This window comes from Rubricella aquisinus (assembly GCF_014199445.1).
GTDB lineage: Bacteria > Pseudomonadota > Alphaproteobacteria > Rhodobacterales > Rhodobacteraceae > Rubricella > Rubricella aquisinus.
Genome location: NZ_JACIJS010000007.1, coordinates 114,956 through 135,905 on the forward strand (window position 1 = coordinate 114,956; position 20,950 = coordinate 135,905).

General features: G+C 62.8%; 22 protein-coding genes, 2 tRNA genes and 1 pseudogene. 13 read left to right on the forward strand and 12 right to left on the reverse strand.

The window, feature by feature from the left end; all coding sequences use genetic code 11:
* Positions 1-223 precede the first annotated feature (223 nt).
* The 3 genes from FHS89_RS12315 (at position 224) to aroQ (ending at position 4,185) form a co-directional block, all read left to right on the forward strand.
* On the forward strand, positions 224-2,767 hold the full coding sequence (locus FHS89_RS12315; protein WP_184012072.1) for a GcvT family protein: 2,544 nt from the start codon (positions 224-226) through the stop codon (positions 2,765-2,767).
* 159 nt (positions 2,768-2,926) lie between these two features.
* On the forward strand, positions 2,927-3,760 hold the full coding sequence (locus FHS89_RS12320; RefSeq protein ID WP_184012074.1) for an alpha/beta hydrolase: 834 nt from the start codon (positions 2,927-2,929) through the stop codon (positions 3,758-3,760).
* Positions 3,760-4,185 (forward strand): type II 3-dehydroquinate dehydratase, encoded by a 426-nt coding sequence (aroQ, locus tag FHS89_RS12325; protein ID WP_184012076.1) that lies wholly within the window; start codon positions 3,760-3,762, stop codon positions 4,183-4,185. The genes FHS89_RS12320 and aroQ overlap by 1 nt, the downstream gene beginning before the upstream one ends.
* On the opposite strand, the gene FHS89_RS12330 is transcribed toward aroQ, so the two are convergent.
* The 7 genes from FHS89_RS12330 to FHS89_RS12360 are packed head-to-tail and all read right to left on the reverse strand — an operon-like array spanning position 4,182 to position 10,535.
* Positions 4,182-5,117, reverse strand: a complete 936-nt coding sequence (locus FHS89_RS12330; RefSeq protein WP_184012078.1) for an AEC family transporter — start codon at positions 5,115-5,117, stop codon at positions 4,182-4,184. The two genes, aroQ and FHS89_RS12330, sit on opposite strands and share 4 nt — an antisense overlap.
* Positions 5,117-5,917, reverse strand: coding sequence for an MBL fold metallo-hydrolase (locus FHS89_RS12335; protein ID WP_184012080.1), 801 nt, complete (start codon positions 5,915-5,917; stop codon positions 5,117-5,119). The genes FHS89_RS12330 and FHS89_RS12335 overlap by 1 nt, the downstream gene beginning before the upstream one ends.
* Entirely contained in the window at positions 5,917-6,702 is a 786-nt protein-coding gene (locus FHS89_RS12340) for a TatD family hydrolase (protein ID WP_184012082.1), read from the reverse strand. Before FHS89_RS12340 ends, FHS89_RS12335 begins: the two co-directional genes overlap by 1 nt.
* The gene (locus FHS89_RS12345) at positions 6,702-7,823 is read right to left on the reverse strand and encodes a DNA polymerase III subunit delta' (protein ID WP_184012084.1); all 1,122 of its coding nucleotides are present in this window, start codon (positions 7,821-7,823) and stop codon (positions 6,702-6,704) included. The genes FHS89_RS12340 and FHS89_RS12345 overlap by 1 nt, the downstream gene beginning before the upstream one ends.
* Positions 7,813-8,424: a dTMP kinase gene (gene tmk / locus FHS89_RS12350; RefSeq protein ID WP_184012086.1), complete on the reverse strand. Its 612-nt coding sequence runs from the start codon at positions 8,422-8,424 to the stop codon at positions 7,813-7,815. The genes FHS89_RS12345 and tmk overlap by 11 nt, the downstream gene beginning before the upstream one ends.
* Before the next feature lie 10 nt (positions 8,425-8,434).
* Entirely contained in the window at positions 8,435-9,586 is a 1,152-nt protein-coding gene (locus tag FHS89_RS12355) for a D-alanyl-D-alanine carboxypeptidase family protein (protein ID WP_184012088.1), read from the reverse strand.
* Positions 9,587-9,611: 25 nt separating this feature from the next.
* The gene (locus FHS89_RS12360) at positions 9,612-10,535 is read right to left on the reverse strand and encodes an SPOR domain-containing protein (protein WP_184012090.1); all 924 of its coding nucleotides are present in this window, start codon (positions 10,533-10,535) and stop codon (positions 9,612-9,614) included.
* A 160-nt stretch (positions 10,536-10,695) separates the two neighbouring features.
* Between FHS89_RS12360 and FHS89_RS12365 the strand changes: the two genes are divergently transcribed.
* From FHS89_RS12365 to FHS89_RS12375, 3 genes are all read left to right on the forward strand, one after another.
* Positions 10,696-10,785 (forward strand) — tRNA-Ser (locus FHS89_RS12365).
* 65 nt (positions 10,786-10,850) lie between these two features.
* Positions 10,851-11,489, forward strand: a complete 639-nt coding sequence (locus FHS89_RS12370; protein WP_184012092.1) for an HAD-IB family phosphatase — start codon at positions 10,851-10,853, stop codon at positions 11,487-11,489.
* Positions 11,490-11,640: 151 nt separating this feature from the next.
* Positions 11,641-12,039, forward strand: coding sequence for a DUF6326 family protein (locus FHS89_RS12375; RefSeq protein WP_184012094.1), 399 nt, complete (start codon positions 11,641-11,643; stop codon positions 12,037-12,039).
* A gap of 6 nt (positions 12,040-12,045) precedes the next feature.
* On the opposite strand, the gene FHS89_RS12380 is transcribed toward FHS89_RS12375, so the two are convergent.
* Genes FHS89_RS12380 through FHS89_RS12390 form a run of 3 tightly spaced genes read right to left on the reverse strand, consistent with a single transcriptional unit; the run spans position 12,046 to position 14,128 of the window.
* Positions 12,046-12,843, reverse strand: a complete 798-nt coding sequence (locus tag FHS89_RS12380; RefSeq protein ID WP_184012096.1) for a metal ABC transporter permease — start codon at positions 12,841-12,843, stop codon at positions 12,046-12,048.
* Positions 12,843-13,622: a metal ABC transporter ATP-binding protein gene (locus FHS89_RS12385; protein ID WP_184012098.1), complete on the reverse strand. Its 780-nt coding sequence runs from the start codon at positions 13,620-13,622 to the stop codon at positions 12,843-12,845. The genes FHS89_RS12380 and FHS89_RS12385 overlap by 1 nt, the downstream gene beginning before the upstream one ends.
* On the reverse strand, positions 13,619-14,128 hold the full coding sequence (locus FHS89_RS12390; RefSeq protein WP_184012100.1) for a transcriptional repressor: 510 nt from the start codon (positions 14,126-14,128) through the stop codon (positions 13,619-13,621). Before FHS89_RS12390 ends, FHS89_RS12385 begins: the two co-directional genes overlap by 4 nt.
* Before the next feature lie 56 nt (positions 14,129-14,184).
* On the opposite strand from FHS89_RS12390, the gene FHS89_RS12395 reads away from it, so the two are divergent.
* The gene (locus tag FHS89_RS12395; RefSeq protein WP_184012102.1) at positions 14,185-15,297 is read left to right on the forward strand and encodes a zinc ABC transporter substrate-binding protein; all 1,113 of its coding nucleotides are present in this window, start codon (positions 14,185-14,187) and stop codon (positions 15,295-15,297) included.
* A 63-nt stretch (positions 15,298-15,360) separates the two neighbouring features.
* Here FHS89_RS12395 and FHS89_RS12400 read toward each other — a convergent pair whose 3' ends face one another.
* The gene (locus FHS89_RS12400) at positions 15,361-16,023 is read right to left on the reverse strand and encodes a DUF2306 domain-containing protein (RefSeq protein WP_184012104.1); all 663 of its coding nucleotides are present in this window, start codon (positions 16,021-16,023) and stop codon (positions 15,361-15,363) included.
* A gap of 173 nt (positions 16,024-16,196) precedes the next feature.
* Between FHS89_RS12400 and FHS89_RS12405 the strand changes: the two genes are divergently transcribed.
* Positions 16,197-17,102 (forward strand): LysR family transcriptional regulator, encoded by a 906-nt coding sequence (locus tag FHS89_RS12405; protein ID WP_184012106.1) that lies wholly within the window; start codon positions 16,197-16,199, stop codon positions 17,100-17,102.
* A gap of 91 nt (positions 17,103-17,193) precedes the next feature.
* Here FHS89_RS12405 and FHS89_RS12410 read toward each other — a convergent pair.
* Positions 17,194-17,283, reverse strand: a tRNA-Ser gene (locus tag FHS89_RS12410).
* 289 nt (positions 17,284-17,572) lie between these two features.
* Here FHS89_RS12410 and rplU point away from each other — a divergent pair.
* From rplU to proB, 5 genes and pseudogenes are all read left to right on the forward strand, one after another.
* Positions 17,573-17,881: pseudogene (rplU, locus tag FHS89_RS12415) on the forward strand (50S ribosomal protein L21); the annotation flags it as partial.
* Positions 17,882-17,899: 18 nt separating this feature from the next.
* The gene (gene rpmA, locus FHS89_RS12420; protein ID WP_184012110.1) at positions 17,900-18,169 is read left to right on the forward strand and encodes a 50S ribosomal protein L27; all 270 of its coding nucleotides are present in this window, start codon (positions 17,900-17,902) and stop codon (positions 18,167-18,169) included.
* Between the two features lie 95 nt (positions 18,170-18,264).
* Entirely contained in the window at positions 18,265-18,813 is a 549-nt protein-coding gene (locus FHS89_RS12425; protein WP_246413841.1) for a GNAT family N-acetyltransferase, read from the forward strand.
* Complete coding sequence (gene obgE, locus FHS89_RS12430; RefSeq protein ID WP_184012114.1) at positions 18,810-19,844, forward strand: GTPase ObgE; 1,035 nt, start codon at positions 18,810-18,812, stop codon at positions 19,842-19,844. The genes FHS89_RS12425 and obgE overlap by 4 nt, the downstream gene beginning before the upstream one ends.
* Entirely contained in the window at positions 19,841-20,944 is a 1,104-nt protein-coding gene (proB, locus tag FHS89_RS12435) for a glutamate 5-kinase (protein ID WP_221229441.1), read from the forward strand. Before obgE ends, proB begins: the two co-directional genes overlap by 4 nt.
* The last annotated feature ends 6 nt before the right edge of the window (positions 20,945-20,950 follow it).

Below are 20,950 nucleotides of genomic sequence, written 5' to 3' on the forward strand. Positions count from 1 at the left end.
TGGCTCTGTGGCATATTCATCCTGCGGGTGAGCAGACGCCGACTCACCCCCGCGGTGCAGGGCAAGGTGGCTCGGTCTCTTTTGCCCATGGGCCATGCGCTCAGATGACGGGACCGAAGCATCGGAACCCAAAAACGACATCTCGTGCCGAAAACAGACAATCCCGCCCCCACGCTTTCTTGCGACCACTAGACGAAATGAACGGGCAGGCAGGGAGCGACCCATGAAAACGGAAACACGAGTGGTGGTCATCGGTGGCGGGGTTGTGGGCTGTTCTGTCCTCTATCATTTGGCGCGGGCCGGATGGTCGGATGTGATGCTGATCGAACGCTCCGAACTGACTTCTGGGTCAAGCTGGCACGCGGCGGGCGGGTTTCACACGCTGAACGGCGATCCGAATGTGGCCAAGCTTCAGGCCTATACCGTGGGCCTTTATGACGAGATCGAAAAGCTGTCCGGCCAATCCTGTTCGCTGCACCTTGTCGGTGGGTTCATGATGGCCGACAGCCCGGAGCGGATGGATTTCCTGCGCTACCAGCACGCCGTGTGCCGTGCGCTGGGCATGCAGACAGAGCTTGTCACCCCGTCCGAGGCAAAGGCGATGTTCCCCATCATGGACGAGACCAATTTCGTCGGTGGTCTTTGGGATCCGGTGGAAGGGCATCTCGATCCGTCCGGGACGACCTATGCCTATGCCGGGGCTGCGAAAAAGCTGGGTGCCACGATCGAATTGCGCAACCGCGTGGTCGAGATCACCCAAGACCCGGACGGCATGTGGAATGTCATCACCGAAAAAGGCACCGTGCGCTGTGAGCATGTGGTCAATGCAGGCGGCCTCTGGGCGCGGGAAGTGGGCCGGATGGTCGGGCTTGAGTTGCCCGTGCTGGCGATGGAGCATCACTACCTGCTGACCGACGATATGCCGGAGGTTATTGAATATAACCAATCCTCCGGCCGTGAGCTTTGTCATGTGATTGATTTCAAAGGGGAGATTTATACCCGTCAGGAACGCAACGGCATGCTCCTTGGCACCTATGAAAAGGCCTGCGTGCCATGGCAGCCGAATGAAACGCCGTGGTCCTTTGGCCATGAATTGCTGGAGCCTGACCTTGACCGGCTAGCCCCTTCGCTTGAGATCGGGTTCAAGCATTTTCCGGCGCTGGAAAATGCCGGGATCAAGCAGATGATCAATGGCCCGTTCACCTTTGCCCCAGATGGCAATCCGCTGGTCGGCCCGGTGCAGGGGCTAACGAATTTCTGGTCGGCCTGTGGCGTGATGGCGGGCTTCAGTCAGGGCGGCGGTGTGGGGCTTGTGCTGGCCAATTGGATGACAGAAGGCGATCCGGGGTTTGACGTGTTCGGCATGGATGTGGCGCGCTACGGTGATTTCACATCCCTGCGCTACACCAACGCCAAGGTGCGTGAGAATTACTCCCGCCGCTTCTCCATCCGGTTCCCGAATGAGGAATTGCCCGCCGCCCGCCCGCAGCAGACAACCCCGCTTTATGACATCATGACCCGCGACAATCATGCGGTGATGGGGGACACATGGGGGCTGGAGGTGCCGCTTTGGTTCGCGCCCTCAGCGGAGGAGGCGCATGACGTGCTGTCCTTCCACCGCTCCAATGATTTCGCGCATATCGCCGCCGAAGTCGCTGCCGTGACGGAGCATTGCGGCGTCACGGAGATCGCGAATTTCGCGAAATATGAGATCACGGGGCCGGGGGCGGAGGCGTTCCTTGACCACCTGATGCCGAACAAGATGCCGAAAACCGGGCGGCTTTGCCTCACACCAATGCTCAATGAGCGGGGCAAGCTGATCGGGGATTTCACCATCGCCAAGGTCGCGGACGGGCATTTCATGGTTTGGGGTTCGTCCGGGGCGCAGATTTATCACATGCGCTGGTTTGAGCAGCATCTGCCCAAAGACGGCTCCGTGCGGATCAACCGGCTGGGGCAGCGTCTGGTCGGTCTCGGCCTTGCCGGGCCGAAATCGCGCGCGGTGCTGGATGCGCTGACGGATATGGATGTGAGCGGCGATGCGTTTCGCTTCATGGATTTCCGGCGGATGGACGTGGCGGGTTGCCCCGCGATGGTCAACCGGATCAGCTATACCGGTGATCTGGGCTATGAGATCTGGATGGAGCCGACCTATCTGCGCACCGTCTATCTCAAGCTGAAAGAGGCGGGTGCCGCGCACGGCATCGTCGATTTCGGGATGCGGGCGCTGTTGTCGATGCGGCTCGAGAAAAACTTCCCAACATGGTTCGCCGAATTGCGCCCGATTTACGGCCCGTTCGAGGGCGGGATGGAGCGGTTCGTCAAGCTCGACAAAGGCGATTTCATCGGGCGGGATGCCGCCAGTCGTGAGCGGGCGGAGGGGCCGAAACTGTCCCGCGTGTCGCTGATGATCGACGGGGCAACTGCGGATGTGATGGGCGATGAGCCGATCTGGGCAAAGGTCGGGGCCAAGGATTACGGCACCTGCGAGACCCCGCATGACTTTGGGGCGACCCGCTATGATGCGGCAGGCCAGCCGGTTGCCGCGCAACATCCGCAGGTCGATGGGGACTGGCGGGTTGTGGGCTGGGTCACATCCGGGGGCTATGGCCACCGGGTGCAAGCGTCACTGGCGCAGGGCTATGTCCCCACAGACCTCGCCGCTGGCGGGACGGAGATGCAGGTCGAAATCCTCGGTCATCGGCATGATGCGACCATCGCTGTCGAGCCGCCCTTTGATCCGACCGGTGCCCGGATGCGAGGGTGACGTAACGTCACCCCACAGGGATTGATGCGCGAAAGCCACGCTATGGCGTGATCCGGCAACGGATCGCGCGCAGAACAATTGCCCGAAAAATTCAAAGCGTGTAACCCAGTGTTAAGGATGCTGGTGCGCGCGAACGCCCGGCCAGAGGGATAGACGCTTATGACCTCCAGCAGGATCACCGACTGGGACGACGCCTACGCGAATGGCGCCCATATCAAGGATGCAGACAGTTTTGCACCGAAATGGGAAGCCGCTGCCGCTGCCTATCGGGACGCGCGGGTGGCGTCCGAACGCGCGCGGCTGGATGTGAGCTACGGATCCAGCGCGCGGGAGGTGTTTGACCTCTTTCTTCCCGATGGTGATATGCGCGGGATCGTGGTGTTCGTGCATGGGGGCTATTGGCGGGCTTTTGACAAATCCTCCTGGTCCCATCTCGCCGCAGGTGCGAATGCGCGGGGGCTTGCGGTGGTCATGCCGTCCTACACGCTGTGCCCACAGGCGCAGATCACGGAGATCACGGGCCAAGTCGCGCGGGCGATCAATCAGGCCGCCGGGATGCTTTCTGGCCCGGTTTATCTTGCCGGGCATTCTGCCGGTGGTCACCTTGTCAGCCGCATGATCTGTGCGACGAGCGCCCTGTCGCGCGGCGTGGCCGACCGGGTGGAGCAGGTTTTGAGCATCAGCGGCGTGCATGATCTGCGCCCCTTGATGCGCACCGCGATGAACCGCGATCTGCGGCTTGATTTCGATGAGGCGACCCGCGAAAGCCCGGTTTTGCATTACCCGCGGGACGGTGTGCGGCATCATGCTTGGGTCGGGGCAGAAGAACGGCCAGAATTCATCCGCCAGTCCGAGTTGATCGCGAATATCTGGTCGGGCTGTGGGGCCGACACGGCATTGACGATCGAGCCGGGCAAACATCATTTTGATGTGATCGACAGCCTCGCCGATCCGAAATCCGCGATGCTCGACGCGCTGTTGGGGGAGGACTGATGCGACCGATCCACATACTGAACGGCCCGAACCTCAACCGTCTTGGCCTGCGGGAGCCGGATATCTACGGGCAGGACACGCTTGATGATATCGAGGCGCGCTGTGCCGCGAAACTCGGGCGGCGCGGGGAGTTGGTGTTTCGCCAGACCAACAGCGAGGGTGATCTGGTGACCTTCATCCATGAGGCAGAGGACGCGGGCGCGGATGTGATCATCAACGCGGGGGCCTATACCCATACCTCCGTCGCGGTGATGGACGCGCTCAAGATGGTGTCGGGTCGGGTCATCGAATTGCACCTCTCCAACACCCATCGGCGGGAGGCGTTCCGCCATCAGTCCTATGTGTCATTGGTGGCCGATGGCGTGATCATGGGGTTCGGCGCGCAGGGCTATCTGTTGGCGATTGAGGCGCTGATCGCGGATTAAGTTCCGAGGATCCACAGCCACATCGACACGCTCAACACTGATACGGCGGTGGACAACAGCACGGTTGAGGCCGCGACGTCCTTTGCCCGGTCATACATATTGGCAAAGACATAGGTGTTGACCCCCGGTGCCATGGCAGCGGTCACGACCGCGGCGCGCACGAATTCCACCGGCAGGGCAAATACATAGACGGTCAGCGCATAGGCAATCGCAGGGTGCACCAACAGCGACAGTACACTCACCATCGCGACCTGCGGCACCTGCGCGCGAATGGAATAGCGCGTGAGGATGCCGCCCAATCCGAACAGGGCGGCGGGCAGGGCCGCGCGCACCATCATATCGACGGCGGCCCACACCCATTCGGGCAGGGTAACACCTGACAGGTTGACCACAAAACCACAGGCCAGCCCGATCATCAGCGCATTGCGGAACATTGCACGGGCGACCGCGCGGGCCGTGTCCACTGCACCTCGCCCGTCGGCGCGGGACACCTCCATCGCCGTGATGCCCAAGAGGTAGCAAAATGGCGCATGGATCGCGATGATCGCGAAATTATAGGCCAGCGCCTCGGCCCCATAGGCGCGCTCCATGATCGGCAGACCCAGCAAGACGGAATTGGAGAACAGCGCGCCAAAGCCGACGGCCACGGCCTCCCCCGGGCGGCGCTTGAACAGCACCCGCGCGCCGATGATACCAAGCGCGAAACAGACGCTCGCGCCCGTGTAGAAACTGACCAAAAGCCGCCAGTCGAACTGTGCCGCCAGATCCAGCCGCGCAATACCGGCAAATAACAGGCAGGGAATGGCGAACCCTTGGGTAAACACCATCAGCCCGTCCACGGCGCTGTCCCTGAACAGCTTGGCGCGCACCGCCAGATACCCGGCCCCGATCAGCAGGAAAACCGGCAGAACGATTTGCAGCAATCCCGCCATCAGGGCAGATCGAAGGTGAGTTGCATCATGTCATAGGCGGGCGTGATGTGATCGGGCGTCTCATCGCGGACGGTCTCATAATCAAGGTCGATATGCATATTGGTCAGCACTGCCCGCCGGGGCTGGGCGCGAGCGATCCACTCAAGCGTCTGCTCCAGATGCGAATGGGACGGGTGCGGCGTGCGGCGCAGCGCGTCAACGACCCAAGTGTCCACACCGTTGACCATCGCCCATGCCTCATCCCGCATCGCGGACACATCCGGCAGATAGGCCAGCTCGCCAATGCGAAAGCCCAGCGCGTCAATCCGGCCATGCTCCACCTCGAAGGGTTCAAACAGGATCGGCCCGCCGGGACCATTGACCTCAAACGGGCCATAGATGCCGTTCAGCTCCAGAATAGGGGGATAGTCGCTGCCCGGTGGCTGCACGAAAGCATAACCGAACCGATTGATCAGCGACGCGGAGGTGTCCGCATCCGCCCAGACCGGCAATCGCGCGCGACGGTTGAACACCACCATCCGCAGGTCATCCAAACCATGCACATGGTCCGCATGTTCATGGGTGAATACCACCCCATCAAGCCAGCCAACACCCGCATCCAGCAATTGCGCCCGCAAATCGGGGGAGGCGTCGATGAGCACCCGCGTCACCGCACCGCCATCGAACCGCTCCACCAGCATGGAACAGCGGCGGCGCGTGTTGCGCGGGTTGTTCGGGTCGCAATCGCCCCAGATCCCGCCCAGTCGCGGCACCCCGCCGGAGGAGCCGCAGCCCAGTATGGTGAACACCAGCCGCGCCATCAGCGCACAGCCTTGGTGAACAGCCGGTCGAAATTCGCGGTCGTCTGGGCGGCAAAAGCGGCGTAGTCCATCCCAAACACCTCCGCCCCCACGCGCGCGGTGTGCGCGGTGAACGCAGGCTCGTTCCGCTTGCCCCGATGGGGCGTTGGGGCGAGGTAGGGTGCATCCGTCTCGACCAAGATACGGTCCACCGGGGCGGCGGCGAAAATGTCCCGCAACTCTTGCGATTTCTTGAAGGTCGCGATGCCCGACATCGACAGATAAAAGCCCAGATCAAGGGCGGCTTTGGCCAGTTCCGCACTTGATGAAAAGCAGTGCATGACGCAAGTGAACGCCCCCCGGCCATGCTCATCGCGCAGGATCGCGGCCATGTCCTCATCCGCGTCACGGCTGTGGATGATCAGGGGCAGTGCGGTTTCGCGGGCAGCCTCGATATGCAGGCGCAGGCTTTCCTGTTGTGCCTGTGCCGTCTCGGCGGTGTAGTGGTAGTCAAGCCCCGTCTCCCCGATCCCGACCATCTTGGGATGTGCGGCGATGCTGATCAGATCATCAACCGTCGGGGTCGGCTCCTTGCCCACGCTCATAGGATGGAGCCCCGCGGCAAAGTAGACCTGCGGATAGGTCTCCGCTATCGCGCGAACACTGGGTTCATTGCGCAGCTTGGTGCAGATCGTGATCATGCGCGTGACACCTGCTTCCACCGCGCGGGCGACCAACGCGTCATGCTCCCCCTCGAAATCCGGGAAATCGAGATGGCAGTGGCTGTCGACGATCTCAGGTGTCATCAGGTCCTCGGCGCGGCGGTCTGGGCGGTGGCGTCAATCTGAAGGCAGGTATCCAGCATGACCTGAGCAGGGTCAAGGTTCACCCCGCGCGCATGTGCGACGCGGGCGGTGATCTGGTCCATGACGGTGGCCCAATGGCGGGCGGCGGTGGCGTTGGGTGACAGGCGCATCAGCACGTCGCGCTCCCCCTCCACGGCCTCGGGCGGGGTGCGGCCGGTCGCCCCCGCGCGCGCCAATCGGTGCAGCGCCAGCCGGATCAGGCGATGGGCAAGGTCGGTGCGATCCTCCGCCCCGCGCGCGCCCATGCTTTCGGCAAATTGCACGACACGCCGCCGATCGGCGCCCGGCATGCTTGACAGCATCGCGATGATATCGCGGTAAAGGTCCACGCCGCCATGGGTTAGCATTCCGATGGCCTCCCCGGCTGAGCCGCCCGACAATTCGGCCAGTGCCTGCGCCTGATCGCGCGCCTCAAACCCGGCCTCGGTCATCGCAGCGGCCAGTGGCTCCGCGCCGAGGGGGGGTAGCCGCAATTCGCGACAGCGGGATCGGATCGTCGGCAACAGCCGCCCCGGCTGATGGGTGACCAGAAGAAGGGCGACCTTCTCCGGCGGTTCCTCCAGCAGTTTGAGGAACGCGTTTGCAGCAGCGCCATTCATTTCATCCATCGCGTCCACAATGGCCACGCGCCAGCCGCCATCCGCCGCACTCATCCCGAAAAAGCCCTTGAGCTTGCGCACTTCCTCAACCGTGATCTCGGTGCGCAGCTTTTTGGTTTTGTCGTTCCACGGGCGGCGCAGCAGCACGAGCCTTGGGTCAGACAGGGCCAGCGCGCGGCGAAAGGTCGGTGTGTCTGGGGCCATGTCGAGCGTATCGGGCGGGCCGAACATCCCCGCATGTCCGTCATCTGCCAGCAAAAACCGTGCGATCCGCCATGCGAGCGTCGCTTTGCCCACACCCTGCGGCCCGGTCAGCATCCACGCGTGATGCATCCGGCCTGATCCCCATGCCTCCAAAAAAGCCCGCTCCGCCGCGTCCTGCCCAAAGAGGACGGTGGTTTCGCGCGGATGCGGCGCACCTTCGACCTGATCGGGCTGGGGGAGGGGGGCGTCATCCGCCATGATGCGCCTCGAAATGGGCGATGACGCGGGCATGCACATCCTCCGCACTCCCGGTCCCGTCGATCAGGGTGCAGCGGGGTGCAGATGAGGCCAGCGCATGAAACCCCGCGCGCAACTGTTCCTGAAACGACAGTCCCATATCCTCGAACCGGTCCTCGCCCGACAGGCGCGCCTTCCCCCGTCCAAGGGCCGCTTTTGCATCCATATCAATGATATAGGTGAGGTCCGGCTCCAGCCCGATCATCTCCCGGTGCAGCAGGTCCACCTTGGCGCGCAGATCGCCGCGCGCGGCGCCCTGATACACGCGTGTCGAATCCGCAAAACGGTCGGAAATCACGGTTTGCCCGGCGGCAAGGGCGGGCTGGATTTTGCGCTCCACATGATCGCGGCGGGCGGCGGTGAACAGCAAAAGTTCTGTCTCCGCCGACCAGCGGTCCGGATCGCCCTCAACCAGCAATCGCCGGATTTCCTCCGCACCGGGGGAGCCGCCCGGCTCCCGCGTGAGGATCACGTCGCGGCCCGCGCGGATCAGGTGATCCGCCAGCATCCGCGATTGGGTCGATTTGCCGGACCCGTCGATCCCCTCGAAGGTGATGAACACGGAGCCGGGCCTATTCGCTGCCGAACACGGTGGTCATCGCGTCTCGCGCGAGCAACCCCGCCGCTGCCGACACGCGGGTCATGAACCCGCCCTCGGCCACAGCATTGGCCGCGTAAAGCGGGCGGGAGATATCGGCCATATCGGGGATGGAGATGATCAATTCCCCCACGATCTGCCCTTCCGCAATCGGCGCGGGCAGGGGGCCATCAAATACGGCCATGGCGGTGACGCTGTCCTCTGCGCCGCGCGGGATAGTGGCCCGGATATCCTCCATGACCATAAGCGGCACGGTGTCCGCGGTCCCGATCCAGACCGGAGCCTCCGCCGCGATTGTGCCTGCCTCCATCACGGTGATGTTCTCAAACTCGCGGAAGGCCCAAGCCGTGAGCCGCTCTGACTCGATAGCCCGCGCGCGGGAGCTTTCCAAGCCGGTGACCATCATCACCACCCGCCGGTCCCCCTGCGCGGCACTGCCGACAAGCCCGTACCCCGCCTCTTCGGTATGTCCGGTTTTGAGGCCATCGCCGACTGTGGAGGTATAGAGCAGCGGATTGCGGTTGCTTTGCGTGATCCCGTCCCAGGTAAATTCGCTCTCCGCGAAATAGGGGTAGTATTCGGGGAAATCGCGGATCATCCGCTTGCCAAGCTGCACCAGATCGAATGCCGACATGCGGTGATCGGGATGGGGCCAGCCGGTGGAGTTCGCGAAATGCGCGTCCTCCATTCCCAATTCAAGGGCGCGCTGGGTCATCAGCGCCGCAAAAGCGTCCTCCGATCCGGCGAGGTTTTCTGCCACGACGATGCAGGCATCATTGCCGGAATGGATGATGATGCCCCGGATCAGATCCTCGATCGTGGGGCGGTGGCGTGGCTCCAGAAACATCTTGGAGCCGCCTTTTTGCCAGGCTTTCTCCGACACGGTGAAGGTGTCGTCCAGCGCGAAACGCCCGTCCTGCAACGCCTCAAACAGCATGTTGAGCGTCATCAGCTTCGACATGCTCGCAGGCGGGATCGGGCGGTGCGCGTCTTTTTCCAGCAACACGGCGCCGGTTTCAAAATCGACTACCATGGCCGAGGTCGCGGCTGTATCGAGCGCTTTTGCGGGCACGGTCAGCCCCAGAAACAGCGCGGTCGTGAGGGCCAAGAGGGATTTGGGTTTCATACGGTCCGACTCCCCTAAATAAGGTTCAAAGATTTGTCAGCAGCGTGTCGGTGATCCCGTCCGCGCGCAACCGCTCAAGGATCACATTTCGCTCACCGCGCGTCGTGGCCGGGCCGATCAGAACGCGGGTCAGCGGGCGGGTGGCACCGTCCACAGTGCTCAACCGCACCGAATAGCCCTGATTGCGCAGCGTCTCGGCAAGCGTTTCCGCGTTTGACCGCACACCAAACGTGCCAACCTGCACATATTGGCGGCGCACCGGGGTGGTGTCCTCGGACGCCGTCGCGGTCGCCGTCGCCGTCGCCGTGCCGGGGATGATGGTTTGTTGCGGGATGTTGACGACCGGTTCGGGGATCGGGTCCGCCGGGGCAGGGTCGGGCGCGGTAGCCACCTCTGCGTCGTTCGTGGTGGTCTCTTCGGTTTCAGGCGCGGGCTCTGCGGCAATGGTCGGCTCTTCGGATGCAGGCTCGGCAGGCGGGGTCTCTGCCGGGGTCACCACAACGGGTGTCTCGATCACGTCGCGTTCCAGTGCCACAACCTCGATCCGGGCAGGCACGCCGGGTTCAAGCCCAAGGCGCGCGGCCGCGTCGCCCGACAACAGGAAGGGCGGGCCGGGGATCGACGGATCGCGTTTCAACAACGCACCGGGCGCGCTGACGCCGGTTTCCGTGACAGTGATGCGCACGCGGCGGGCCTGATCGACGATGGGATGCGCGACCCAGACCGCACCGATGGACGGCCTGCCGTCCCACACCGCGATACCGCTTTCGGAATAAAGGTCAGGGCGCGGCACTTCAGCCTCTGTCAGGCGGGTGGCAGGGGCCGGCGCGGCGACGGAAGCCGCCGCCGGCGCGGCACCAGTAGCCTCCCCCGGTGTTTCCGTACAGGCTGCCAAAGTGGCCAACGCCGCCCCAATCGCAAGGGTCGGTCCAATGGATGCGTGTCGCATGTTTGCCTCACTGCTCGGCTGTTCCCCGTCATTTTGCGAGGATTTCATTGCAGATAGAATAGGCGAGCGGGCGGTCGATGGAAAGGCTCCATTCTGTGGGCAGATCAGGGCGCGCTGCCGCTTTACGCGCCCGAAATTCCGCCCTATACCGCACCCCATCGGAGGAGTGGCAGAGTGGTCGAATGCACCGGTCTTGAAAACCGGCGTGGGGGCAACTCCACCGTGGGTTCGAATCCCACCTCCTCCGCCACCTCATGCATCCTTTGACCGCTGTTGCCAGTGGCGCGCGTTGCGCTCCTTGGATATGGAGAGGGCATGACGCAGCAGGGCACAAGATCTCTCAGATTTGTCTTTGACCTTGATGGCACGCTGACGCGGGCGGAAACGCTGCCGTTCATCGCCGCGCATTTCGGGCTGCAAGCGCAGATCGACGATCTGACCCGTGCGACGGTCGCGGGGGAAGTGGCGTTTGAGGATGGGTTTGCGGCGCGCGTCGCGGCTCTGGGTCACCTCAGCGTGCGGGAGGTTGCGACGCTTTTGCGCGACGTGCCCGTGTTTGAGGGGCTGGCGGCGTTCATCCGCGGCCACGCCCGGTCTTGCGTGATCGCCACCGGAAATCTGGAATGTTGGGTGGCCGGACTGCGCGATGTGTTCGGCTGTAAGATGCACATGTCAGAGGCTGAATTGGCCAAGGATCGAGTGATCGGGATCCGCCGCTTGGTGGACAAGCAGGCCATTGTACAGCACCTGCAAGCGGCGGGTCATTCGGTCATCTTTATCGGGGATGGCGCGAATGACGTGGCGGCGATGCGGGTGGCGGATGTCGGGATCGCGGCAGGGCTTGTCCATGCTCCGGCGCGGGGACTTTTGGATATCTGCGACCATCTGGTGACGGAGGAGGCGGCACTGCTGACGCTGCTTGATGAACTGATAAAGCGCCAGCACCCGTCCTGACCGGCGCTCGAATTTGCCCCCTGTGGCGTCATGCTTTTTCGTATGGCTGATGATTGGATTTGGGCAATCGCGCCCCTGCTCCTAAGGCGGCATAGCAGGGGCGTGGCCCCCCGTGGCCCTTTTTCCAATCCTCATCAGACAAGGTCACCGCATGTTCAAGAAACTTGAGACAGGGCAATTGATTTCTGCCCTTTGGATGTTTGTTCTGCTCAACATCATCTTTCGCGATATCCACCAATTTGTGCTCAAATCCCATCTGGAGATGCTGCTCACGGGCTACTATGACGGTATTCTCATCACAGAAGAGCTGATGCTGCTGGGTGGTTTTTTGGCGCTCGTTCCCATCTCGATGATGCTGTTTTCGTTGGTCCTGACGCGGGCTTTTGCCCGACCGCTGAATTTTGCCGGTGTTCTGATCACGGCAGGCACGTTTGCGACGTCGCCGCCGACTGATATGGATGATGTGCTGCACCTGACGGTGACGCTGCTCGCCATGGCGGTTATCCTGTGGCGCGCGTGGAATTGGCCCCGCGAGGCCGCCGCCGCCTGACGTGGCTCAGCGCATCCCCCGATTGGGCAGGTGCAGGATGTTGAGCGCGGCAAACAGGATCGCTGCGACACAGACAATCGACGGACCAGCGGGCGTGTCGAACAGATACGCCCCCTGAAGCCCCGCCACTGCCGAAATGGCCCCGATAGCCGCCGCGATGCCCGCCATGGCCTCTGGCGTTCGGGCAAGCCCGCGCGCAGCGGCGGCCGGAATGATCAGCATCGCCGCGATCAGCAACACGCCCACAACCTTGATCGCGACGGCCACGGTGATCGCCAATGCGACGGTAAGAAACAATTGCTCCCGTTTGGGGTTGAGACCGCTGGCATAGGCCAATTCTTCGTTCAGCGTGGCGGTCAACAGCGCGGACCAGCGCCACCCGATCAGGGTCACAACACAAATGGCCCCCCCCCAGATCACCAAAAGATCGCTGCGCGATACCGCCAGAATGTCCCCGAAGAGATAGGCCATCAGGTCAATGCGGATGCCCGACAGGAAAGACACTGCCACCAGTCCGAAGGCCAACGCCGAATGCGCCAGAACACCCAAAAGCGTGTCCATCGCATAGCCGCGCCCGGCCAGCAGCGTCACCGTCATCGCCATGACCAACGCGACCCCCATCGCCCCGGCAAAGATCGACATCTCAAGCGCCAGTGACAGTGCCACGCCCAGTATCGCGGCATGGGCCGTCGCGTCCCCGAAATAGGCCATGCGCCGCCACACCACGAAACAGCCCAGCGGGGCCGCCGCGAACGCCACACCGACACCGGCAAGTGTGGCGCGGGTCATGAAATCATCCAACATTATTCGGCGGCCTCTGTCGTCTTGTCATTGGAGTTGGGCGAGGTGTGGCCATGCCCGTGATGGTGGTCATGATCGTGATGGTGGTCATGGTCATGCCGGTAAAGGGCCAACGCGCCCCCCGTGCCCGTCCCAAACAACGCCCGGTATTCCGGGGCTGAGGCAACCACCGCTGGTGTCCCTTCGCAACAGACATGCCCATTGAGGCAAATCACCCGGTCAGAGGCACTCATCACCACATGAAGCTCATGGCTGATCATCAGAATTGCGCAGCCCGTATCCTGCCTCACTTGCTCAATCTGTTGGTAGAACGCGGCAGAGCCGGGCTGATCCAGCCCTTGGGTCGCCTCGTCCAGCAGCAGCACTTCGGGCCGGTTGATCAGCGCATGGGCCAGCATCACCCGTTGGAATTGCCCGCCCGACAGGTTCGACATTTGCCGTTTCAAGAGGTCCGGCACGCCTGCGGTCTCTAGCGCTGTGCGGCACTGCGCGCGCGTGACCCCTTGGGTGAGCCGCATGAACCGCTCCACCGTGATCGGCAGCGTCGGGTCGATATGCAGCCGCTGCGGGACATAGCCGATGCACAAGCGCGGTTTGAGCGTGACACTGCCGCTGACGGGACGGGTCGCGCCGATGATCGCGCGCAGAAGGCTCGTCTTGCCCGATCCATTCGGCCCGACAATCGTGACGATCTCACCGGGATCAAGATGCAGGCTGACATTGCGCAACACCTCATTGCCGCCATAGGCGATGTTGAGGTTCTGGATGGAGATAAGGCTCATGGGGCGGTCTTGTCCGTGCAGGCGGGGCAGATACCCTCTGCCTCCATCACTGTTTTTTCGATGTGAAAGCCCGCCGCACGCGCAGCCTCCCCCAACGCGCCAGTGGCGGGGGCGGTGTCTGTCTCGGCCACCGCGTCGCATTTGCGGCAGATCATGAAGGCAGGCGAATGATGTTTGTCGGGGTGGGCGCAGGCCACGAATGCGTTGAGCCGCTCGATCTTATGGACAAAGCCATGCTCGGCCAGGAAATCCAGGGCGCGGTAGGCGACCGGCGGTTGCGATCCAAACCCCGCATCGCGCAACAGATCGAGGATCGCATAGGCGCCAAGCGCGCGATGCTCGTTCAGCAGCAATTCGAGCACTTTGCGCCGCACCGGCGTCAGGCGCAGCCCCTCGGCGCTGCACCGGGCATCTGCTGCCGCGAGGGCCTGTGACACGCAGGCGCGGTGATCGTGCTTTTCAAAGCCGATCGTGCCTGTTGCGCTGCTGAGAGACTCACTTGTCATGTTATTCCATATCATCTATGCCGTCTGAAATGTTATAAAATCACATGAGGAACATGATGTCCAGAAACCGCGCCGCCCTGACCGTTGCCTGTTTTGTGATGGCCACACCCGCCGTCGCTGATGTGCCGAATGTCGCTGTTGATATCGCGCCCGTGCATTCCCTTGTCGCGCGGGTGATGGATGGCGTCGGCACGCCCAGCCTGATCCTGCCACCTGGGGCCACGCCGCATGAATACAGCCTGCGCCCCTCCGAAGCGTCAGCGCTGCAATCGGCGGATATCGTGGTCTGGATGGGCGAAGGACTGACCCCGTGGCTGGACGGCGCGATTGACACGCTCGCCTCCGGAGCATCGGTGCTGAGCCTGTTGGCGGCGGAGGAGACGACGCTCCTTGCGTTCCGGGAGGGCGCGCTGTTCGAGGGGCATGATCACGATCACGGGCATGACGATCATGGGCACGATGATCATGGACATGATGATCACGCGCATGATGATCATGGGCATGACGATCATAAACATGATGACCATGGGCATGATCACGACAAACATGACCATGGCCATGATGAACATGCCCACGATAACCGCGGCCATGATGACCATGCCCACGATGACCATGCCCACGACAACCACGGCCACGACGATCATGGCCATGCCCATGAGGGCGCTGATCCGCACGCATGGCTGTCGCCCTCAAACGCGAAGGTTTGGCTTGACCTGATCGCCGCGAAACTCTCCGCCGCCGATCCTGAAAATGCGGGCAGCTATGCCGCTAATGCCGCCGCAGGGCGCGCTGAGCTTGACGCGCTTGCCGCCGAAGTGAACGGTATCCTTGCCCCGGTGCGCGGCGGCAGCTTCGTGGTGTTTCATGATGCCTATCAATATTTCGAGGCGGATTTCGACATTCCGGCCTCCGGCGCGATTTCCCTGAGCGATGCCACCGATCCCAGCCCCGCGCGCGTGGCAGAGATCAAGGCCCGCGTGCAGGACGACGCCATTGCCTGCGTGCTCGCGGAGCCGCAGTTCAACATTGGGCTGGTCGCGACCGTGCTGGACGGCACGGACGCGGCGACGGGTGTGATTGATCCGCTTGGTGTCGCGCTGGAGCCGGGTCCGGCGCTTTATCCTGATCTGATCCGCAACATGGCCAAAACGCTCGCGGAGTGTCTTTGACATCCCATCGCCGCCCCGCCGGAGCCGCGGGGCGGCGTGCATCGTCCCAAGAAGGGACACCGATCATACGGGGCGATGCGACGCCCGCCCTCCACGGCGCAGCGTGCCGGGTATGATCATTTCGGCCAGAATAAGGTTGATGGCCCAAGCTGACACCATCATCACATCCCGCTCAAATCCGATAAGGTCCTGGCCTGTGACAAGCATCACCGTCAGGCCCATCACTGTCTGTGTGGAGGCCCCTTGTGCAATGGCATAGGCGCGGATCATCGCAGCGCGGTGGGCCTCGATCCGGCCCGCCCGGACAGCCCCGATCGCATGAAGGATCAGGCCAATCATTGCGATGCTGACGATTACCCGCACGAGGTAAAGCAATGGCCCCTGCAACGCCAAGGGAAAGACAAACGCCACCGTCATCCACAGCCCGGTGACCGCGCTCACCAATCCGGCCACCGCCACGACCCGACCCGCGATGCGATGCCACTTGCGCCCCCTGCCGCGAAACCGGTGCAGGAATTGCAGCGCGCCGAGCAGGCAAAAGACAAAGCTGCCCAGCACATGCAGCACTATCGGCATGGGATCAATCACGGCCCGCGGATTGATCGGCGCGATCATCGGCCCGCCAACCAGTTCAACAACCCGGAACAGCCCCCCAAAGGTCGGGATAAAGGAGAAGATCAGGATCAGCGTCAAAAACGTGGTTTCTTTGCGGGTAAAGAGGGTCATGGCCGCGCCCCTCCATGCATGGAAATGCAGGGGGCGATAGGGGCAACAATCTGGGTCATGACAAAGGGATCCGATGTGAAAGAATGCCAGCGGCGCTAGGCTTGATCCCGGTATTGCTGTTCACACACGAATAGTCATTTGCCTAAATCCGTGTATCTATTATAAATCTACGCATGAACTGGGATGCTATTTCATTTGATTGGAATCAGGTACGCGCCTTTCTCGCCACGGCAGAGGAGGGCACGTTCAGCGCGGCGGCGCGCGCGCTCAAAACGACCCAACCCACCATTGGCCGCCAGATTTCCGAGTTGGAAGACCGGCTTGGCGTCACGCTTCTGGAGCGCAGCGTCAAAGGTCCGAAACTGACCGAGGCGGGGACCATCCTGTTGCATCATGTCCGCGCGATGAGCGATGCGGCGGCGATGATCTCCATGGCGGCAGTGGGGCAGTCGGGGGATATCTCAGGCTCCGTGCGGATCACGGCCTCCGATTTCATCGCGGTGCCTCTCTTGCCGAAACTGCTGGCGCCGCTGCGGGACAAGGCGCCCAATCTGCGGCTGGAAATCCTTGCCTCCAACACGATCGACGATCTGTTGCGGCGCGACGCGGATATCGCGCTGCGCCATGTACGGCCCGAGCAGCCCGAACTGTTCGCCCGGCATGTGGCGGACCTGACATCCCATTTCTATGCGTCCAAAGCCTATCTGGACCGTCACGGACGACCCAAGACCGCGCGGGACATGGCCGATCATAGCTTTGTCGGCACCACCCAACCGGACCCGCTGATCGCCACATTTCGTGGGCTGGGATTGCCGGTGACACAAGACAATTTCGTGGCCGCGAGCGATCATGGCGTGGTCGTCGCCAATTATGTGAGAGCGGGGTTTGGCGTGTCGCTGATGCCCACGATCCTAGGCGCGGAAGTGCCCGGGCTTGAGCGGGTTCTGATCGACATTCCGACCCCCCAATTCCCCCTCTGGCTCGTGTCGCACCGTGAATTGCAAACCAGCCAAAGGATACGGATCGTATTCGACCATTTGGCGCTCACACTTGCCGATGCAGCCCGTACGCCAGCGTAGCGAATGGGGAGCAAAAGTGATTGGGGGGCACCCGAACAAGCGCAACGCGTGCGATACGCGAAGGGTTCTGAGCGAAGTAGAGACAGGGATATGGCGGAGAGACAGGGATTCGAACCCTGGGTGGGGTCGCCCCCACAACGGTTTTCGAGACCGCCCCGTTCGACCACTCCGGCACCTCTCCACGGGGGTGGTGATTACCGATCCGCTGCTGGGGGCGCAAGGGGATTCGCGCGCGAGCGAGGGGCTAAGGCCCGCCATGTCACTGAATGCCGCGATTTCCTGCGTCTTTTCGCTGTTTTATGCCCAGCGTGGGGCTTGCAAACCGGTGCGTTTCGGGCGATATGAGCGGCCTAGTCGGCAGGCTTTCGGGTTTGCTGGCATAAATGCTGTCCGAGGCGCGGGGACAATCCCGCACAACACCGCTCATAGGCGGGGCCACAGGACGCGGCAGATAAGAAAGGATCACGCGGATGTTCGCGGTAATCAAAACTGGTGGCAAACAGTATAAAGTCGCCAAAGATAGTATCGTCACGATCGAGAAGCTCGTTGCAGAAGCGGGCGACACAGTGGAATTTGGTGAAGTTCTGATGATCGGCGGCGAAACCGTCACCATCGGCGCACCGACCGTTGCAGGCGCTGTCGTGAAGGCAGAAGTGCTTGAGCAGACGCGCGGGGAGAAAGTGATCTCCTTCAAGAAGCGTCGCCGGAAGCACTCCTCCCAGCGTCGTCGCGGTCATCGGCAGCATCTGACGGTGGTCAAAGTCACCGACATCGTCGCAAAGTAAGGAGCGGATAGCATGGCACATAAAAAAGCAGGCGGTTCGTCCCGTAACGGTCGCGACAGCGCGGGCCGTCGTCTTGGCATCAAGAAGTTCGGCGGCGAAGCCGTGATCCCCGGCAACATCATCGCACGCCAGCGTGGCACCAAGTGGTGGCCCGGCGCGGGCGTCGGCATGGGCAAGGATCACACCATCTTCGCCGTGGAAGAGGGCGCAGTGAAGTTCCACAAGGGCCTCAAGGGCCGCACGTTCATTTCCGTGCTCCCAGTGGCAGAGGCGGCAGAGTAACCACCGGCCACCCGGACAAGAAATTAGGGGGATCGGTGCAAACCGGTCCCCTTTTCATTTTTCGGCCCCCTTTGGCAGGGGCGATGAGGCACAACATGGTCAACGGACCGATACTCGAAACGGCGCGGCTCGCCTTGCGGCCCTTGCGCGGCTCTGATGCGGGGCTGATCTCGCTCTATCTGGGGGATGCGCGGGTCGCGAAGATGACGGGAAGCATTCCGCATCCCTATCCGCCGGGTGCGGCGGAAGGGTTTGTGACCTCGCGCGCGACCTCTGCCGAAATCTCGTGGGCGATGGACGCCACGCTGACCGACGGGCCGGAATTCATCGGCGTGATCGGTGCCGTGCCGCAGGGCGCGGGTGTGGAGGCCGTGGGCTATTGGGTCGGGCCGCCTTTCTGGAACACAGGCTACGCGACCGAAGCGCTGGAGGCCGTACTCTCCCAGCGGTTCGACGCTGGCATCACCACGATCACCGCCCGTGTGTTTCAGGACAATCCGCAATCGGCCAAGGTGCTGACCCATTGCGGGTTTGAGTACCTGGGCGATAGCGAAGGTTTCTGTGTCGCGCGCAATGCGACGCTGCCGCAATGGGATTATGCGCTGACACGCGATGCGTGGACGGCCCGGAAAGAACTGTCATGAAATTCCTCGACCTCACCAAAGTCTATATCCGCTCCGGTAAGGGCGGGAATGGCGCGATCTCCTTCCGGCGGGAGAAATACGTCGAATATGGCGGCCCCGATGGCGGCGATGGCGGTAATGGCGGGGATGTCTGGGCAGAGGCCGTGTCTGGCCTCAACACCCTGATTGATTATCGCTACCAGCAGCATTTCTTTGCGCAAAACGGTGTCGGCGGCGCGGGACGCCAGCGCACCGGGCGCGGGGGCGATGATATCGTGCTCAAGGTGCCGGTCGGCACCGAAATCCTTGAAGAAGATCAGGAAACCGTCGTGGCCGACCTCAGTGTAGAGGGGCAGCGCGTCTGCCTTGCGCGGGGCGGCAATGGCGGCTTTGGCAACCTGCATTTCAAAACCTCCACCAATCAGGCGCCGCGCCGGGCCAATCCCGGTATGGAAGGGGTCGAACGCACGCTTTGGCTGCGCCTGAAGCTGATCGCGGATGCGGGGCTTGTGGGCCTGCCCAATGCGGGGAAATCCACCTTTTTGGCGGCCACGTCGAATGCGCGGCCCAAAATCGCGGATTATCCCTTCACCACGCTTGTGCCCAATCTCGGCGTTGTCGGTGTGGACGGGGCGGAATTCGTTGTCGCCGATATTCCCGGCCTGATTGAGGGCGCGCATGAGGGGCGCGGGATCGGGGATCGGTTCCTTGGCCATGTGGAGCGCTGCGCGGCCCTATTGCATCTGGTTGATGGCACGTCAGACACCGTGGCGGAGGATTACCGCACGGTGTTGGGTGAGTTGGAGGAATATGGCGCGGGCCTTGATACCAAACCGCGCATCGTGGCGCTGAACAAGATTGACGCGCTTGATGAGGACACCCGCGCCGAACGGTACGCGGAATTGCAGGATGTGGCGCAGTCCAAGGTGATGATGCTGTCGGGTGCCTCGCAGGAGGGGCTGACGGATGTGCTGCGCGCACTGCGTGCTCTGGTCGATACAGGCCGGAAAGCGGAGGCCCCCGCAGAGGAGGCAGACCCGTGGCGCCCCTGACCCTGTCCAGCGCCAAGCGGGTGGTGGTCAAGATCGGCTCAGCCCTCCTGGTGGATCAGAAAAGCGGCAGGTTGCGCACCGAATGGCTAGATGGCGTGGTGCGCGATGTGGCGTGGCTGCGCGGGCAGGGCGTGGATGTGGTGATCGTCTCGTCCGGCTCCATCGCGCTGGGGCGGCGGGTGCTGGGGCTCAAGTCCGGCTCCCTGCGGCTGGAGGACAGTCAGGCGGCTGCTGCCGTTGGTCAAATCCGGCTCGCGCGCGCCTATGAGGAGGGGCTCGCCCCCCATGGCGTGACCACGGCTCAGGTGTTGCTGACGCTCGATGACAGCATCAACCGCAAACGCTACCTCAATTCGCGCCGCACCTTTGACACGCTGTTGTCGCTTGGCGTGGTGCCTATCGTGAATGAGAACGATACGATTGCCACCGATGAAATCCGCTTTGGCGACAATGACCGGCTGGCCGCGCAAGTGGCGGCCATGTGCGGCGCGGATGTGCTGGTGCTGCTGTCGGATGTGGACGGGCTATATACCGCGAACCCGCGTAAAGACCCCGCCGCCAAACGCCTTGCTACCGTGACGGAGATCACTGCCGATATCCGCGCCATGGGGGAGGGGCCGGGGACCGAAGGGGCCAAAGGCGGGATGGCGACGAAAATCCTTGCGGCGGAAACCGCGATGCGCGCCGGGGCCGCGATGGCGATCTGCCTTGGTGATGTGGACCGCCCGCTGACGGCATTGGAGCAGGGTGCGCCCTGCACATGGTTCCTGCCGCAAGGCGATCCGGCGACGGCGCGAAAGCTCTGGATCGGGTCGATGGTGCCGCGCGGGACGCTGACGATTGATGAGGGGGCGGCAAGTGCGCTCCGCCGGGGCCGCTCGCTGCTGCCTGCCGGGGTGCGCGGCGTGACCGGGCAATTCGACCGGGGCGATGTCATCGAGATCGTGAACCCCAAGGGCGATCTGGTCGCGCGCGCGATTGCGGGCTACGATGTAACGGAACTGTCGGCAATTGCCGGACGACAAAGCAATGAGATCGAGGGCATCCTCGGTCATCCGGGCCGCGCCCATGTGGTGCACCGGGACGATATGGCGCTGTAAGGGAGA